Below are 14,904 nucleotides of genomic sequence, written 5' to 3'. Positions count from 1 at the left end.
ATCGTCGATACCGGTGCAGGAGCACGATACGGATCCATCCCGTAAGGCGAACCTTCCGTCACAACCCTGCCTTCTGACATCGACTATGCTCTTCCGCTACAGTTTCCGCCGCCATGCGGCAGGCTGGAATATGAATCTGGAGAGTCGCCTAGACCATTGACTCACAAAAGGGTCAAGCCCGTACGCGACCAAGAGCGCGAATAAAGCAGGTTGTTCAATAACTGGACGTCACGGGGGTAAATAATTACCGCAGGCTTAGATAGGCGATCGGTTAACTCTTAACTGGCTTGTACCAGAAATTCGGATTGGCCGGATCCTGCACGACCACCCAACTATAAGCAGTCTCGGTCCACCGATTGATATACGGCGTGCGGCTATCAAGGACGAAATCGCCATCGGCAAGCCTTGCGACCAATACAGTGTGCAAGCCAACGTGGCTGCGATAGACGACAGCTAGAAACATGCGATTTGGGTCGAAGCCACGGCCCAAAAGTTCGTGCTGCTTTTCCAGTGCCAAGTCTTCGCAATCGCCCTTGGCTGACTTGTCGAGCGTGCTGCGTGCCCAGTATTCGTCCACGCCATAGATTTGTCGGTCAGTCAGCTGGCGCACATGTGCGTTCACGGTCCGATTCACTTCTGCCAGAAGCTCGTGCTCTTTCGCAAGCTCGGAGCTATTGCCAGAAGCTGTGACGACGTCCTCAGCATTCGCACCCGACGACAAGGACGAGCATTTTTCTGCTACGTTCCACCTTGAACTTAATGGGGTCGAAGTTCGCGACACACCAAGCGGGCGAGCGTAAACAGGTTCTGCCATTGCCGGAGCTGCAAGATCACAACCGATCGCGCCAGTGGCCTTACGATATTGCCATGAAGCGTCGCTCGCGACGGATGCTTGCTTGGATTCACCCTTTGCAGCGCCACATGCTGTTGTATCACGCTGGCACATCGCGGTGTAGCCCCGGGGAGCTAGCATCGCGGCGCCTTTGCCAATAAAATTGTCACCATCCGCAGTCGCGGCAAAGCCAATGCTCGGCGTAGCGAGCAGCGCGAGGGCCAAAGCTTTGTAAAACGGACGGATTTTCATAACGATCTCCTGCGTCCGTCAAAAGCTAGGTGTGCGCGCTAAACATTAAGTGTCGGAGGATGCCTAATCCGAAGTTAACTCATTATTGAACTCTTAGACGCGCTGCACAATACCTAATTTTCGCCAGAAAAGCGCCATTCTGCGGGCACTGTTAGCTATTGAAGGCAAGCTGGGAGCGCGCTTTGTCTTGATCGCGAAGGCCTCGGGAAATCCCTTATGCATACTACAGAGGCATGCCGGGCAGAGCGTTTGGGTGTTCGTTGCCCCTTAAAATTCACTATTTCCCGGCGACTTAATCAGGTTTGTCGCCATACGCTGGCTTGAAAAGTGGCGACTGTCGGGAGAGCCGTGCCTTGGACTGGAGTTACGTCTCCAAATCCAGAGCGCCAATTTTCCCGACCATTCTCAGACTCATGTTGCAACTGCTAACGGTTTTGGGGCACATACGCGCTTTAGTGTGGCGGAGCATTCATGCAGGTCCAGATCTCAACGGCCTACCATTCCTGGATTGACTGGATTGGCAAGGTTACCGGCATGTCGGACAGCGTGCTCCACGTACACGCAGGCCTGATCATTCTTCTAATAGCGCGTATCGCAACGCGAAAGTCGCTTGGGTCGATAGTCCCACTGTCGTTCGTGTTTGCTGCGGAAGCTTTCAATGAGATCATGGACCGGCTCTATTTTGGAAGCTGGCGGCCGGCTGACACCTTGTCCGATATCCTGCACACCATATTCTGGCCGGTCGTGCTTTTCGTAGCTCTAAAGCTTCAGCCCCCAACAAAAAGCAGAGCACTATCAGCATGACGCTTTCCAACCTGTCGGTCGAGGTTGCGGTCTTCTAACCTTGGCAGTGGTCTGTAAGTGCTGAGCCGGCTTTTTGCGACAACTCTGCATTCACCTTATCTGAAGACTCGGCTGTCATATCAAGAACGTTAGTCCGCTCAATGACCTGCAACACAACGCTTTCGGGAATAGGGTGGCACATTATACTGCCTTAGAATTTTGAGGGTGTGTTCGATGAAGATTGCAGTTTTCGGCCTTGGTTACGTGGGCCTGTCCAACGCCGTGCTCCTGGCCCAACACAATGAGGTCATGGCGGTCGACATCTCCGCCGAGCGCGTAGACCTCCTTAACAACCGAAAATCCCCCATCATCGACGCTGAGCTGGAAGCATTTCTCGCCGAGCGCCCTCTTAATCTCGTTGCAACCCTTGATGTTGGGAAAGCACTTCAGGGTGCTGAATACGTCATCATCGCAACTCCCACGGATTACGATGTTGCCTCGAACAAGTTCGACACTTCATCGGTCGAGGCGGTAATCAGCAAGGTGCTAGAACACAAGTCGCAGGCGACCATTGTCATCAAATCGACGATTCCAGTCGGCTATGTCGCGGACGTGCGCCACCGCTTTGACACCGACCAGATCATTTTCAGCCCAGAATTCTTGCGTGAAGGGCGGGCGCTTTACGACAATCTGCATCCGTCCCGTATCGTGGTCGCAGAGCGCTCGGAACGGGCCAAGATCTTTGCGGACCTGCTCCTGGGTGGCGCTGTACGCAAGGACGCGCCTGTCCTCTTTACCGATGCTCACGAAGGTGAGGCGATCAAGTTGTTTGCCAATACCTATCTTGCCATGCGCGTCGCGTTCTTCAACGAACTCGATAGCTACGCGATCGCCCATGATATGGATACACGTCAGATTATCGAGGGTATTGGGCTCGATCCCCGCATTGGCTCCCACTACAACAACCCAAGCTTCGGCTACGGCGGTTACTGCCTGCCTAAGGATACCAAACAGCTGTTGGCCAACTACAGCGAGGTGCCGCAGAATCTGATCCGTGCGATCGTGGATGCAAATCACACGCGTAAAGATTTCCTGGCCGACCAGATCATCGCGCGGCGGCCCAAAAAGGTCGGCGTGTACCGGCTCGTGATGAAGGCCGGTTCTGACAACTTCCGCCAGTCGTCGATTCAGGGGATCATGAAGCGCGTCAAAGCCAAGGGCATTGAAGTTGTCGTTTTCGAACCCGCCATGGCAGGCGACGACTTTTTTGGCTCCAAGGTTGTCCACGACCTGGCCGCCTTCAAATCCGATTGCGACTTGATTGTTGCAAACCGTCTCACATCCGAAATTGAAGACGTGAAGAACAAGGTTTTCACGCGCGACCTGTTTGGAGCGGATTGATCGAAATGCCTACAGCACTTGTAACTGGATCAGCCGGGTTCATCGGTTCGTTCGTATCCGAACGGCTGCTGCAAGACGGGTTCCGTGTCATCGGCGTAGACGCGATGACCGACTATTACGAAGTCACGCTCAAAGAGCGCAGGCATGATCGTCTAAAGGCGTACCCCGAATTCGTGCCCGTGGAGCGGTACATTGAAGAGCCGGGGATGCTTCTCGAACTGTTCGCAAAGGAAACACCCGATGTGGTGGTTCACTTGGCAGCACAAGCAGGGGTCAGATACTCGATCGAGAACCCTCGTTCATACCTTGAGAGCAATATCGTCGGCACGTTCGAACTGCTGGAAGCGGGAAGGGCGCACCCTCCCAAGCACATGCTTTTGGCGTCGACCTCGTCAGCATTCGGCGCCAACACCAAGATGCCCTATCGCGAGATCGACAAGGCCGATCATCAGATGTCGTTCTATGCAGCGACGAAGAAGTCGACCGAGAACATGGCCCACAGCTATGCCCATCTGTTCGGTCTCCCGATAACAATGTTCCGCTTCTTCACGGTTTATGGTCCTTGGGGCCGCCCGGACATGGCGCTGTTCAAGTTCACCAAGGCTATCCTCGAGGGTAAACCCATCGACGTCTATAACTTCGGTGACATGAAGCGCGATTTCACATTCATCACCGATCTCGTCGAGGCAATCCGCCTGCTAATTGATACGCCACCAAACCCCGATGCGCCGCTCGAAGACACTGATGTGGACAGCCTTTCGCCTGTCGCACCTTGGCGCGTGGTGAATATTGGCAACTCGCAGGCGGTACAGCTCACAGAGTTCATCGAAGCAATCGAGGCTGCAACTGGTCTGAAGGCTGAACGCAACCTCATGCCTATGCAAGCAGGAGACGTGCCTGCGACCTGGGCCGATGCGAGCTTGTTAAAGAACCTTACTGGATACTCGCCGCGAACCACCGTCCAGGAAGGGGTTGCGCAATTTGTTTCGTGGTACCGATCGTACTACGGAGCTTGAAGCTAGGCTGGTTTTTGTAACGGGCAGAATGTGATGCGACCAGTCCATTCTGCCCATAAGGGATAGCGCTTCTGGCGGCGGGCTCTGACCGCGTAAGCTGTAGCTGAACCTGCTGGCTGCGAGCCCAAGACCCTTAGCTCGTGCTGACCCTATTGGTCTGACGTGGCTGCGTCGGGCAACGTCTATGTGCCCTACGTGACCCGTGACGCTTGCTGTTTTTGCAGTGGGCGCAGTATCGCCACAGGAACACCAGTACGAGGGCGGCAGCAGCTCCTGCAGCGTCCGCAAGCAAATCCTTTGCGTCCGAGTTGCGTTGCAGGGCAGGGATGGCCTGAACCAATTCGATCGTGGCACCAAAGGCCACCATGGCGGCTTGGAGATAGCAGAGTGCCAAACTCGGAAAAACTGAGGCGCAGATTGCTGCTAAAGCCGCAAACGCGGCAAAGTGATCGAACTTGTCGCCCATTCCGATGGAAACCTTCGTTCCATCTGGCAGGGCGGCGACCAGTGCAATGCAAAACGCTACTATCCCAAGCACCACAAACATGAGAAGTTGCCGGCGTTTATCGAAGTCAACACGATTGTGTGATGTGGCACCACGGCTGCTTCGCGCCGTAGATCGGATTGGCATGTTGTGAAACATCGTCAGCGGTCCAAACCGGCATATCTCTGAGGCTGGTTGGAACTGTCTTTTGGCGCCGTACGCGATGCGATTATCCGTCCAATCGGATCGTTGCGCAAATTCTGCTTATCCGGTAGCCACTGCGGTGCTGGCTCGCTTTTGACGCCCTTCAAGAAATTCTCATCGACGACAAGCCGGCGGTACAGCGATGCGGGGCTTCTATCTGGACCACTTGACACGCGAAAAGGCCTTGATCCCACCGGGTAAATAAACCCCTGAACAGGCCATTGGGTCGTGCCCAAGCTTCGGGTAGGCGCATACCAAACCCTGACTTTGCTCCAGTCATTCCATACTGACACGTCGACGACGGGCACGTTGTCCTCGACCCAACCCCGACGATCACCCATCGGCGACCAGTTGGCGTGACTTACAAGAATGGTCCGCTTGTCGATTACCCGGCTAACAGCTGCGACGTGGCCAAGCGTCATATTCCCATGGGGTTTGAACGCAATGACCGCGCCGACTCTTGGTGATTGATACCGTGGAAATCGTCCTTTGGCCTGCTCCCACCAGGTATGAGCGTTGCCATAGATCTCGATACCTGTTCGGCTACGAGCATAAGGCACACACTCAAGATACCCAGCACCTCTTACAGCATGAGGTGCTGCAACAAGTTTCGCATCCCAAGTCTGCGCTCTCGTCGGGGCGGGTGTAGCGCCTGCGCTTATGGCAAAAGCTGCCGCTGTTGCTGGTGCTAGGAACCGGTAAGCCATGTTCCTAGCACTCGCAAAGTATGGTAAAATTTGCGTTAATTCCGCAGTCTTTAGTCCACTAAAGAACTGAAGGGCTCACTGAGCCAGGAGGCGCGTCATCACCGCGCGCACTTCGTCTGCCAAGTCATCGCGTTCCAAAGCCAGCGACAAGGTTGCCTCAACAAATCCGGTCTTGCTTCCACAGTCAAAACGGCGCCCCGCAAATTTGACCGCATGGAAAGGCTGGGTACCGATCATCTTTGCCATGGCGTCAGTCAGCTGAATCTCTCCACCAGCACCGGCACTCTGACCCTCAAGAGTGCGCATCACCTCTGGCTGCAGAATGTATCTGCCGGAGATTATGAGATTTGACGGCGCATCTTCGCGCTTGGGCTTCTCAACCAATCCGCGGACTTCGGTCAGTTGCTCGGAAACCTTTGCTCCAGGCGCTATCACGCCATAGCTTGAGACTTCGGACTCTGGTACTTCCAGCACCGAAATGAGGTTGCCGCCGACCTCATTGTAAGCATCTACCATCTGCTTCATGCATCCGGGCGTTCCAACCATCATTTCGTCTGGAAGGAATATGGCAAAGGGCTCGTCGCCCACAACTGCGCGGGCGCACCAGATAGCGTGTCCCAATCCCATTGGAACTTGCTGACGAACGGTGACGAGATTTCCGGGTTGAATACGGGTCGGGTCCAGAACCTCGAGGTTCTTGCCCCGCCCGGACATCGTGTGTTCAAGCTCGTACGCAGTATCGAAGTGCTCGACGATCGCGGTCTTGCCGCGGCCGGTAACGAAGATGAGCTGGTCGATCCCTGCTTCGCGGGCTTCATCGACGGCGTACTGGATGAGCGGGCGGTCAATGACGGGAAGCATTTCCTTGGGAATGGCTTTGGTAGCTGGCAAGAAGCGTGTGCCGAGACCCGCGACCGGGAATACCGCTTTACGGATTGGTTTGGGCGTCGACTGTGGCACTTTCATCGCTCCTGTTCTTACTCTCAAGGCTCCATACCGATGAGAGTCTTACTTTCTTGTTGCCTAAAGAAAGGCGACGAAGCCGGTTGCAGGATACGTTAACAAATTGCTCTGATGGTCAGCCATCGATCGATTGAGCCCCAAGACTCTCAGCTCTCAGAAAAATGCCGCCATCTGACAGCAAGACGATGTCGCCAGCTTCGACCAGCGCACAACAACCCTGTCCAACCACCTGCCCTGAAACTTGCAAATCGCCTTTTATCGCAATGATAAGGCAGCGCTTTTCCGCCCTCTCACTAAGAGAAGAGGTAGTTGAAACGCACCACAGCTTGAAGTGAGGACCGTCACAAAGTTGGCGACTAGTCGCAAACACGTCACGCTGCCTGAGCTTTGGATCGTGAGGACCAAAAGTTGCTACCGCCATGCCCTTATCGAGATGAAGCTCTCTTGGCCGACCATAGTCATACAGACGATAGGTTATGTCGCTGTTCTGTTGAATTTCGACGAGCGCAATGCCAGCACCAATGGCGTGCACTGTGCCCGCTGGAATGTAAAAATAATCTCCCGACCGAACCTCAAACCAGTCCATCAGGCTCTCGATAGTGCCATTCTCAGCGCCAGTTCGCACATCGGTTGCATTGGACTGCTTGGAAAATCCGATACCGAGCTTGGCACCGGGCTGTGCATCGAGAACCAGCCAACACTCTTCTTTGCCCGCGCGTGAGCCTTCCAGGCGCACGGCCCGCGTGTCGTCAGGATGGACCTGAATGGATAGCTGTTCACTTGTGAAAATGAATTTCACCAGGAGATCGGAAAGCTCAGCTGGCGGGTCGAACCAGATTTCGCCAATCTTGCCCTGACCGTCCGACGAGAAAGGCTCTGGCAGTTCACACTTGCCCCAAGGCTTTTCAACTCTAATCGTATTCAGAAGCTTCATCAGGCCGGCCTAAAGTTGGGTTTGAGAGTACAACCCTCTCGAACGCTTTTGGATGCCAGATTAGAAGGCGTTTTTATGCATCACCACCGCAAAAGTGCGGACCATGATCATCATGTCGTTCCATAATGACCAGTTCGCGAGATACTCAAGATCTGATTCCAGGCGGTCGGTCAGGTCGCGTTCCTGCATCGTCGCGCCTCTGAATCCGCGGACCTGCGCAAGTCCAGTGATGCCTGGCTTGCAAGCATGGCGGTGCCAATAACGCGAATCGACCTCCCAGAAGAGCTTCGATTTTGCGGTTGAGCTAATTGCGTGAGGGCGGGGACCGACGATCGACATTGTGCCGAAGAGAACGTTGAAGAGCTGCGGCAACTCGTCAATGCTGGTCTTCCGGATGAACTTTCCGACTTTGGTAATCCTGTCATCGTCTCGGCGCGATGATTGCGAGCCACTAAAATCGCACTGTTCAGTGTACATCGACCGGAACTTGAAAATCTTGAAAAGTCGGTTCTGACGGCCAATGCGATCCTGAACAAAGAAAACCGGACCCGGGCTTTCAAGTTTGATAGCCAAGGCAACTATCGCCATGAGCGGGGCCAGGACCAATAGGATCAGTGACGACAGCACAATATCACAGAACCTCTTCAACAGGCGATCGCGGAGATTAAGCGGACCTCTTGCAACCACGAAGGTCGCACGGCCTGCATAATGACCGAGTGCCAGAGCTTTTGACATCTCAGGTGCCAAAATCTCGGCATGGACGTTCATGCCTTGCAGAACATGAGTCCAGACGGCGCGCTTTTCCTTGGTACACCGGACCACCACGCGATCGGCTGTAGACAAGATGCCGGCCAAGCGATGGTAGTCTTCAGCGGTCGCATTTGCAGGATCAAAGGCATGACCGACGTTGATGGTAATGTCTTCTCCCTCTGACGATGGATAGTCCCCGTCCGCCAAGCATAATACAGAGTAGAGCTTGCCAGCCAAAAGTTTCCGGCCCCAAGCCACAACAGCAGCCCGCAAGGCCACCATGAACAGCAAGGCGAAGGTCGTTATGCTGGTGATGAAAAGCCCGACACCTTGCAGATTGGGCCGCAAGTTAGTGATCACCAGGGTCATAAACATGAGGCTCAGGAGTAACGAAGCGCCCGACCGCCTGACTGACTCGGACACGTTGACAACGCAGTTACCCACGCAAGTCCGGAAGATGAATGAAAACAGCGCGTTCACAAGCAAAAGCGTTAGCGAAATCTTCGCAAACGGCAGTGCATCGCCCTGTATCTTGAAAACGATGACAGTGCAGATGTAGCCGAGCACAATCGCGGTAAAGTCTGCAGCTGCAAGAGAGGTCGCCACCACAAGGCGGAGCTTGTCCCGCGGAACCGGCTTTTGGCCCATGCCAGATTCGGCAGCCCTAATCGCAACGCTCACGTGCTGGTTCATGCGATCTGCTCCAAATTCCCGCAACCGCGGCTTCCGCCACGCCCAACTCGCCCTAAGACTGTTTATGCTGCAACTGCGAAGTAGGCAAGAAGATATGCCTAATGCCGGCAAAAACTACACGCTGCACTGCCGAGATAAAGTGGGATTAGCGGGCTGCGGTTATGCCGTCCCCAGCCGTATGACGGGGCGTGCTAGTTTTGCGCTGAAATACCTTCGATACGCGCAATGCCATATTGCGGAGACCGAAAAGAGCTGGCGGAGCGTTTTTGCGACGAAGGTTTGTAACGCCCCGAGCTCAATCCGCATCGTGTAAATGCCGTTTGAGCAGTCTTGAGCAACCAAGCCAATCCAGTTCTAATTGCGCTCAGAGCGGCGTTGACGCCCTGAATTTCCACAAGTGTAAGTTGAAACGTTCAAGCGCGAATTCCGCACAGATCGGCGCAGCGATCAAACATAGACAAGCGCAACTTTGGCACGTGACGATGTAATTTTATTCCTCTGTTAGTGGCTTGAAACTTATTCTTGCTTAACCGCATATTAAGCATATTATTCTCGGCAAGCGGGCGGTGATATGGGGGAAGATCATCATGGCTACTAGCGCTTCCGAAGTCTGCTGCGGTTCACCTTATTGCCTTATATTTCCGTGTGATACGAATGGTTTGGTAGAGGTATTTTAACCCCTAGCTGTCATCACTGAATCGAGAATTCAGGGGAAAGCTCAGTATGGCGAAGGGTGTTAGTCAATCGGTGCGCCACTCGGTTAGCACTGACCGGCGTGAAGGCCTCCGGAAGGAAGTCGGCAAGCAGAGCTCCGTGCGCCTTACCGAGATCAGGGCAGAAATCATCGTCGAAGTGTGTGATATCTCTGCACAAGGATGTCGCGTCACCTCCAATAAGCCCATCCCGATGGGCACCGAAGTGGTTGTCGGTTTGGGTGGCGCCGGATCGGTGAAGGGCCGAGTCGTCAACAATCGCCTGGATGACTACGGCATTGAATTTGATCGAACACTCAATGCGGAAGAACTCGCCCTCGCTTTTAGTGGAACCCAGGTGATAACGCTTTTTGCGGCACCTGAAGTAAAGCGCGAGCAGGCTGAAGCACAATTCTCGACCCGTACGAAGGTGCTTATCATCGCAGCGCTTGCCATCGTATCGTGGGCAAGCCTGATTGGCGGCGTCCTTTTGGGCCGCAGTTTTCTCGCATAACAATGCCGGCAGATTTCTGCGGAAAACCGCTTGAAATCTCGTCGGTCGCACGTTCAAGGTGCGACTTCCCTCTTTGGGGTGATAATGCCGTCATAGCCTGCGCCAACCGCTAGCGACACCAGGAGTCGCAGTTCGCAGTTCCTAAACATATGCGAATAAACGCTTTTGCCTTTGGGTCCGGTAATCGGAAAAAGGTTTACTATGTGCGCACAGCAGACTTCTCGCGCTTGCTTGGCGACCTAAGTGAAATCACTATCTCACGACTTCCTGTCGGCCATTAACCATGATAGTGCGCCCCCACAGATGGCTGCAGGGGGTGAAGTTGTCAGTGACGCCAAGGGGACGCGTAGCAATTGCGGTCGTAGCGCTTATCGGTGTGACGGCGGCGGCCTCGATCACGTTGTTGCAGCGCGATCTCTATAGCACCTCTGGACATGACGCCTTAGGCGGTGGTGTTGTCAGGCTGGAAATGCCGGTTGCTGAGCCGCCTCTTTTCGAGATGTCCGAGGCATCAGCAGTTGCAGAGGCCCGTGTAGTACCAAGCACAGTACCCATCGAGGCCGCCAGGGAAGTATCAGCTCCCCCCTCGAAGCAATCCGAGGTGGCCGACATTGCAAGCCTTCCGCCTGCATCGTCCTTCAAAGAACCTCAGGCAAAGCAGAAATCAGAAAAAGCGGTTGCCAAGATCGCCCAGATCGAGGGAGGCGCCAACTTCAGGAGCGGCGCAAGCATTACCCAGAAGCGTCTGGGCTTGCTCGAAAGCGGAGAGCCACTGACCATTAGAAGCAAAGAGGGGCGCTGGTACGCGGTTGAACTAGAGGATGGGCGCAAAGGTTACGTTCATTCCCGTTTGGTCACAAAGCCAGCTAAACCATAGAGTGGTTTGATGGGCTTCGGGCGCAGGCACGCTGATACACACTGCTTTTGCCTTGATTGAGTCGGAGCAGCGCTGACTAGAAGTTCAGCAAAGCAACCTTCTCCTGCACAAGAAACAATAGTCGGCCCGCCGGCCCGCCTCTTCTGATCCCTCGCAGACATTGTCATTTTGGGACATGTGGTCACGGTACGGCCTTGGCAATGGCTGGTGTCCTAACTAAGGTTAGCGCCACGCCGTCGAGAGCCCTGTCCGATCGTGACGGATCATGGCTGCGTTTCGGAGGCAGTGAGGGGCTGGAAGTCGAGTGTTTGTCAATTCGCTCAACATGTTTCGAGGGCTGGTGATCCTGCTCGTCGTTGCCGGCCATACCTTCGAAATATCGAACATACAGTTCGACACTTTTGGAGAGCGTCTGGCCGGAAATTTCGTGAACGGCGCAACGACGACCTTCGTATTTTTATCCGGTTTTCTCTTCCATCACGTATTTTACAAGAAATTCGACTACGCCAAGTTTGTAAAAGGCAAGGCGTTGAAAGTCCTGGTTCCCTATGTAGTATTAAGCACTATTGCAATAATCATTACGATCATCTCTGGACGTCATTTTTCAGAGTATTTTGCGCCAAGTGGGAATGGGCTAGTCGAAGGCTGGCTGACGCCCTACGTGAAATACTTTGTCACAGGCCGCGTTCTCACTGCCTACTGGTACGTTCCATTCATATTTTGTACTTTTTTGATATCACCGCTGCACATGCTCTTTATCCGGCTGCCAAATGGCGTGCAACTCGCCCTTATTGTGGTGTTCTATGGCATATCGGCGCTGATGCACCGGCCTGTGAGCAACATAAATTTGATCCAGAACGTGGCTTACGCGATTGGACCCTATTTCCTTGGAATCTGGTGTTCAATCAACAAGCAGGCGATTTACGCAAAGTTTGAGGGGAGGGAATGGCTGCCGTTCTCAGCCTTCGCTGCCATTCTGCTAACCCAGACGGTTCTTGGATACAGTGGAAATTTTCACAAGCCCGCATTTGAATGGGGCGGCCTTGACCTCATGCTTTTGCAAAAGGCTGCACTGGCGTTTTTCCTGATGACGTTTCTGCACAAGTTCGAAGACAGAAACTGGTGGGTTATTGATACGCTCGCTGCCGTCAGTTTCGCGATCTTCTTCATTCATCCCTGGTTCCTCAGGGTGATAGATGCATACGAGAAAAAGGTTGGGTATAATGACGAGAACTGGCCACTGTACTTTTTGGCGACAATTACCATTACATTTTTATGCGCAGCGATAGCGCTCCTGGCAAAGAAGGTGTTAGGCAAGAACAGTAGGTTGCTGATCGGGTATTGATTAGGTCTAGCAGACACTGCGATGCATTTCCTGCATAGTCCAAAGCATCGTTTTTATAGCCACAGATTTCTCGTATACTGTTCTATCTACTCGAGAGATATCACCACTTGCTCGTGAAACTTGCCGGTTGTCGGCGAGCGAACTTCCGACCACTGCATTGAATGAGACACACTCAATGGAGCCTCACAACCGTCGTTACTGCAAGCCTCAGTCACAGTGGTTTTACCCTTCGTTGGCGACGCAAGCTCAACCGAAATACGAACAGGGTCAACGATCTCGGCAGTAGCTGCTCCTGAGCTACTCGCAGCTATGCTATTAGCCGATGCTGCTGCCACATAACTTGCCGATAGCGCGCAAGCGACCTTAACAGCGCTCTTGCTTGCAAGACGTTTGCGGTTCTCCAACATCTGGCGACCGTATCCTCCGGCTTGCGACGCACAAGTCCGCGTGGCTACGGATCATGTTAAGCACGAACTGCTAAGTCGCCTACGGGGTCCCCGAGCTGGCGATGTTCCATTATTGGGCACCGGCTTTGTCTGATTGGCATGCTGGAACCTCTCACGGCACTGAACAGCATGTCAGCGCGCTTTGCTGAGAAACAAAACTGGGTTGCACCGACCCTAGTGACGAGGCAGGCCGTTGTCTTGTAATCTCAAGTTCCGATTGAGCGCAGTGCGGCGCGTACTGGCTTTATGATCCACCGTCTCTAGCGATCGCTGTCCGACAGCTACATTCCCTGTGATCCACCCAGCGAGGCTATAGTTGCGGTAACCGGCAGGGATATTGTTATGTTGCCACTTCCTCGGGCCTGACTCACGGTCAGACTGCCGCCTACCCGAAAGGAAGCCGAGCAAAGCCGCGTCTGGCAACGTGCTATCCGCAATACAAAACCTGAGTTGCCACCTTGCGTGGACAGGTCAGTTTGGAGCGCAGCCAAACTGGCGACGAGACCCTCTTGGTTGAAGTTCAATGATCGGGGAAGGGCAACCGCAATTTCGATGTCCAGCGGTTGACGGCTTGGGCTGCCTCTATCGTAAGTGACCTTGAACTGAGCGGGACGTATAACAGAGCCCGAGACAGGTATTATTCCAATGTCAGCCAAGGCCCCGTCTGGCCTTATCGTCCGCGTGCCCGAGGTCATGACCACGAAGCTGCCGAAGCTTAACGGAGACTCTTCTTTGACGCTTAACTCTCCATTACGTAAAAATGGGAGCGTCTGGGCATTGGCCTCCACGCTGCCCCAGACAAGCGTCCACCCGCTGGCAAGGCAGATAGACCTTCGTATGACGCTCAGAGGCGGCGTCGCGCGAGGCCGTAGGCACGCATGCCTAATCAGCTTGCAAACCATGTCCGCGACCGGTTGCTCAGCGCCAGATCCATCCCGTCTCTCCCCCTCTAACACTTTGTGCGGGCTGCATGTTTTTGGTCAAACGATGAGGTTAACAGTATGAAACCATTAAGGTATTATCCGCCGGACTTCTCGCGTAGGACGCCTTCAATGCAAGTAGCACGAGGTCCAGTACGCGCACTTTTCTGCCATTTTCAAGAGCCCAACGACCTCAACATAGTTAAAAACCCTTAGTATATGATCGTACCCGTACCACAGGATGGCCGTTAACCTCAAACCTCCATGATCCCTTACGTAGACCTCACGGGGTCGGACGAATATGTTAAGGGGGACTCATCATGGCTAATCTCGGTGCAGCAAGTGCAAACGGCGCCAAAATCGCTGACCGCGCTATTATCGCAAAGTTGCTCAGCGGGAGGGAACTTGCCGTGCGCCACAATCTTGACGACGGTGCAAAAGCGTTCGAGCGCCTGCATATCCACGTCGTTGTCGAGAACCAGCTGGAGCGCGCGTCAACGGCAAGGTCCATCTTCGCGATGGGCCATCATGCCGAAGTCTATAGCGACGTCCACGAGCTGTGCATGCATGCTCCTGAGAAAGGCATCATCATGAGCCGCGAAGATGGCACTGGCAGTGTCCAAGCTCTGCTCGATGCTTTGCAGTCGCACGGACTTTGGTTGCCTGTCGTTGGGTTTGCAGAGGCCATCAGCTGCGACATTATCGTCGAGGGTGTGAAGAATGGCATTCTGGACTATTATGTCGGTGATTGGCAGCCAACCGTTGTAAGTGCAAAGCTGCAAAAGGCCGCGCATGACGGCATGGTCCTCATAATGGCGCGCCAGCGTCAGACCCGCGCCAAGATGTCAATCGCGATGCTTTCCCCTCGAGAAAGCGAAGTGTTGACCCATCTTGCCGCAGGGCACTCCAACAAGGAGATGGCGCGACTCATGTCTATTAGCCCCCGCACTGTAGAAATTCATCGCATGAAGATGATGGGGAAGCTTGGTGCCAAAACGTCTGCCGATGCAATCCGCTTTAAGCTCGAGGCTGACGGAATGCTGTGATCGATACCACAGTTGCAGATATTCGCCCACGAATCGGCCGCCGCA

The 14,904-nt window shown here is 54.1% G+C and carries 14 protein-coding genes; 8 read left to right on the top strand and 6 right to left on the bottom strand.

The window, feature by feature from the left end; genetic code table 11:
• Window positions 1-271: 271 nt before the first annotated feature.
• Window positions 272-1,084 (bottom strand): transglutaminase-like cysteine peptidase, encoded by an 813-nt coding sequence (locus tag B9A23_RS18095; protein ID WP_084280510.1) that lies wholly within the window; start codon window positions 1,082-1,084, stop codon window positions 272-274.
• A gap of 471 nt (window positions 1,085-1,555) precedes the next feature.
• Here B9A23_RS18095 and B9A23_RS18090 point away from each other — a divergent pair, with 471 nt between their 5' ends.
• From B9A23_RS18090 to B9A23_RS22925, 4 genes are all read left to right on the top strand, one after another.
• Entirely contained in the window at window positions 1,556-1,888 is a 333-nt protein-coding gene (locus tag B9A23_RS18090) for a hypothetical protein (protein ID WP_084280508.1), read from the top strand.
• A 213-nt stretch (window positions 1,889-2,101) separates the two neighbouring features.
• Entirely contained in the window at window positions 2,102-3,268 is a 1,167-nt protein-coding gene (locus tag B9A23_RS18085; RefSeq protein WP_084280507.1) for a nucleotide sugar dehydrogenase, read from the top strand.
• Window positions 3,269-3,273: 5 nt separating this feature from the next.
• On the top strand, window positions 3,274-4,284 hold the full coding sequence (locus B9A23_RS18080; protein WP_084280512.1) for a GDP-mannose 4,6-dehydratase: 1,011 nt from the start codon (window positions 3,274-3,276) through the stop codon (window positions 4,282-4,284).
• 445 nt (window positions 4,285-4,729) lie between these two features.
• The gene (locus B9A23_RS22925; RefSeq protein ID WP_176218058.1) at window positions 4,730-4,873 is read left to right on the top strand and encodes a hypothetical protein; all 144 of its coding nucleotides are present in this window, start codon (window positions 4,730-4,732) and stop codon (window positions 4,871-4,873) included.
• Window positions 4,874-4,929: 56 nt separating this feature from the next.
• On the opposite strand, the gene B9A23_RS18075 is transcribed toward B9A23_RS22925, so the two are convergent.
• The 4 genes from B9A23_RS18075 to B9A23_RS18060 all read right to left on the bottom strand — a co-directional run bounded on the left by B9A23_RS18075 (window position 4,930) and on the right by B9A23_RS18060 (window position 9,019).
• The gene (locus B9A23_RS18075) at window positions 4,930-5,679 is read right to left on the bottom strand and encodes a CHAP domain-containing protein (protein ID WP_084280506.1); all 750 of its coding nucleotides are present in this window, start codon (window positions 5,677-5,679) and stop codon (window positions 4,930-4,932) included.
• A gap of 75 nt (window positions 5,680-5,754) precedes the next feature.
• Window positions 5,755-6,645, bottom strand: a complete 891-nt coding sequence (galU, locus tag B9A23_RS18070) for a UTP--glucose-1-phosphate uridylyltransferase GalU (RefSeq protein ID WP_084280505.1) — start codon at window positions 6,643-6,645, stop codon at window positions 5,755-5,757.
• Between the two features lie 112 nt (window positions 6,646-6,757).
• Window positions 6,758-7,576 (bottom strand): class I mannose-6-phosphate isomerase, encoded by an 819-nt coding sequence (locus tag B9A23_RS18065; protein ID WP_084280504.1) that lies wholly within the window; start codon window positions 7,574-7,576, stop codon window positions 6,758-6,760.
• A 60-nt stretch (window positions 7,577-7,636) separates the two neighbouring features.
• Window positions 7,637-9,019, bottom strand: coding sequence for a sugar transferase (locus B9A23_RS18060; protein WP_084280503.1), 1,383 nt, complete (start codon window positions 9,017-9,019; stop codon window positions 7,637-7,639).
• Between the two features lie 723 nt (window positions 9,020-9,742).
• Between B9A23_RS18060 and B9A23_RS18055 the strand changes: the two genes are divergently transcribed.
• From B9A23_RS18055 to B9A23_RS18045, 3 genes are all read left to right on the top strand, one after another.
• Window positions 9,743-10,225, top strand: coding sequence for a PilZ domain-containing protein (locus B9A23_RS18055; protein ID WP_084280501.1), 483 nt, complete (start codon window positions 9,743-9,745; stop codon window positions 10,223-10,225).
• Window positions 10,226-10,553: 328 nt separating this feature from the next.
• Window positions 10,554-11,102, top strand: coding sequence for an SH3 domain-containing protein (locus B9A23_RS18050; protein WP_254895185.1), 549 nt, complete (start codon window positions 10,554-10,556; stop codon window positions 11,100-11,102).
• 325 nt (window positions 11,103-11,427) lie between these two features.
• Complete coding sequence (locus B9A23_RS18045; RefSeq protein WP_139797547.1) at window positions 11,428-12,447, top strand: acyltransferase family protein; 1,020 nt, start codon at window positions 11,428-11,430, stop codon at window positions 12,445-12,447.
• A 727-nt stretch (window positions 12,448-13,174) separates the two neighbouring features.
• Here B9A23_RS18045 and B9A23_RS23535 read toward each other — a convergent pair.
• Window positions 13,175-13,795: a DUF4402 domain-containing protein gene (locus B9A23_RS23535; protein WP_139797546.1), complete on the bottom strand. Its 621-nt coding sequence runs from the start codon at window positions 13,793-13,795 to the stop codon at window positions 13,175-13,177.
• Window positions 13,796-14,133: 338 nt separating this feature from the next.
• Here B9A23_RS23535 and B9A23_RS18035 point away from each other — a divergent pair, with 338 nt between their 5' ends.
• Complete coding sequence (locus B9A23_RS18035) at window positions 14,134-14,859, top strand: response regulator transcription factor (protein ID WP_084280496.1); 726 nt, start codon at window positions 14,134-14,136, stop codon at window positions 14,857-14,859.
• Window positions 14,860-14,904 lie beyond the last annotated feature (45 nt).

This window comes from Novosphingobium sp. B1 (assembly GCF_900176395.1).
Lineage (GTDB): Bacteria > Pseudomonadota > Alphaproteobacteria > Sphingomonadales > Sphingomonadaceae > Novosphingobium.
This window is presented reverse-complemented; position numbering and strand designations above follow the sequence as displayed.

Coding starts and splice junctions, on each gene's coding strand:
- B9A23_RS18095 (WP_084280510.1), bottom strand. CDS start 1,084: ATGAAAATCCGTCCGTTTTACAAAGCTTTGGCCCTCGCGCTGCTCGCT.
- B9A23_RS18090 (WP_084280508.1), top strand. CDS start 1,556: ATGCAGGTCCAGATCTCAACGGCCTACCATTCCTGGATTGACTGGATT.
- B9A23_RS18085 (WP_084280507.1), top strand. CDS start 2,102: ATGAAGATTGCAGTTTTCGGCCTTGGTTACGTGGGCCTGTCCAACGCC.
- B9A23_RS18080 (WP_084280512.1), top strand. CDS start 3,274: ATGCCTACAGCACTTGTAACTGGATCAGCCGGGTTCATCGGTTCGTTC.
- B9A23_RS18075 (WP_084280506.1), bottom strand. CDS start 5,679: ATGGCTTACCGGTTCCTAGCACCAGCAACAGCGGCAGCTTTTGCCATA.
- galU (WP_084280505.1), bottom strand. CDS start 6,645: ATGAAAGTGCCACAGTCGACGCCCAAACCAATCCGTAAAGCGGTATTC.
- B9A23_RS18065 (WP_084280504.1), bottom strand. CDS start 7,576: ATGAAGCTTCTGAATACGATTAGAGTTGAAAAGCCTTGGGGCAAGTGT.
- B9A23_RS18060 (WP_084280503.1), bottom strand. CDS start 9,019: ATGAACCAGCACGTGAGCGTTGCGATTAGGGCTGCCGAATCTGGCATG.
- B9A23_RS18055 (WP_084280501.1), top strand. CDS start 9,743: ATGGCGAAGGGTGTTAGTCAATCGGTGCGCCACTCGGTTAGCACTGAC.
- B9A23_RS18045 (WP_139797547.1), top strand. CDS start 11,428: ATGTTTCGAGGGCTGGTGATCCTGCTCGTCGTTGCCGGCCATACCTTC.
- B9A23_RS23535 (WP_139797546.1), bottom strand. CDS start 13,795: ATGGTTTGCAAGCTGATTAGGCATGCGTGCCTACGGCCTCGCGCGACG.
- B9A23_RS18035 (WP_084280496.1), top strand. CDS start 14,134: ATGGCTAATCTCGGTGCAGCAAGTGCAAACGGCGCCAAAATCGCTGAC.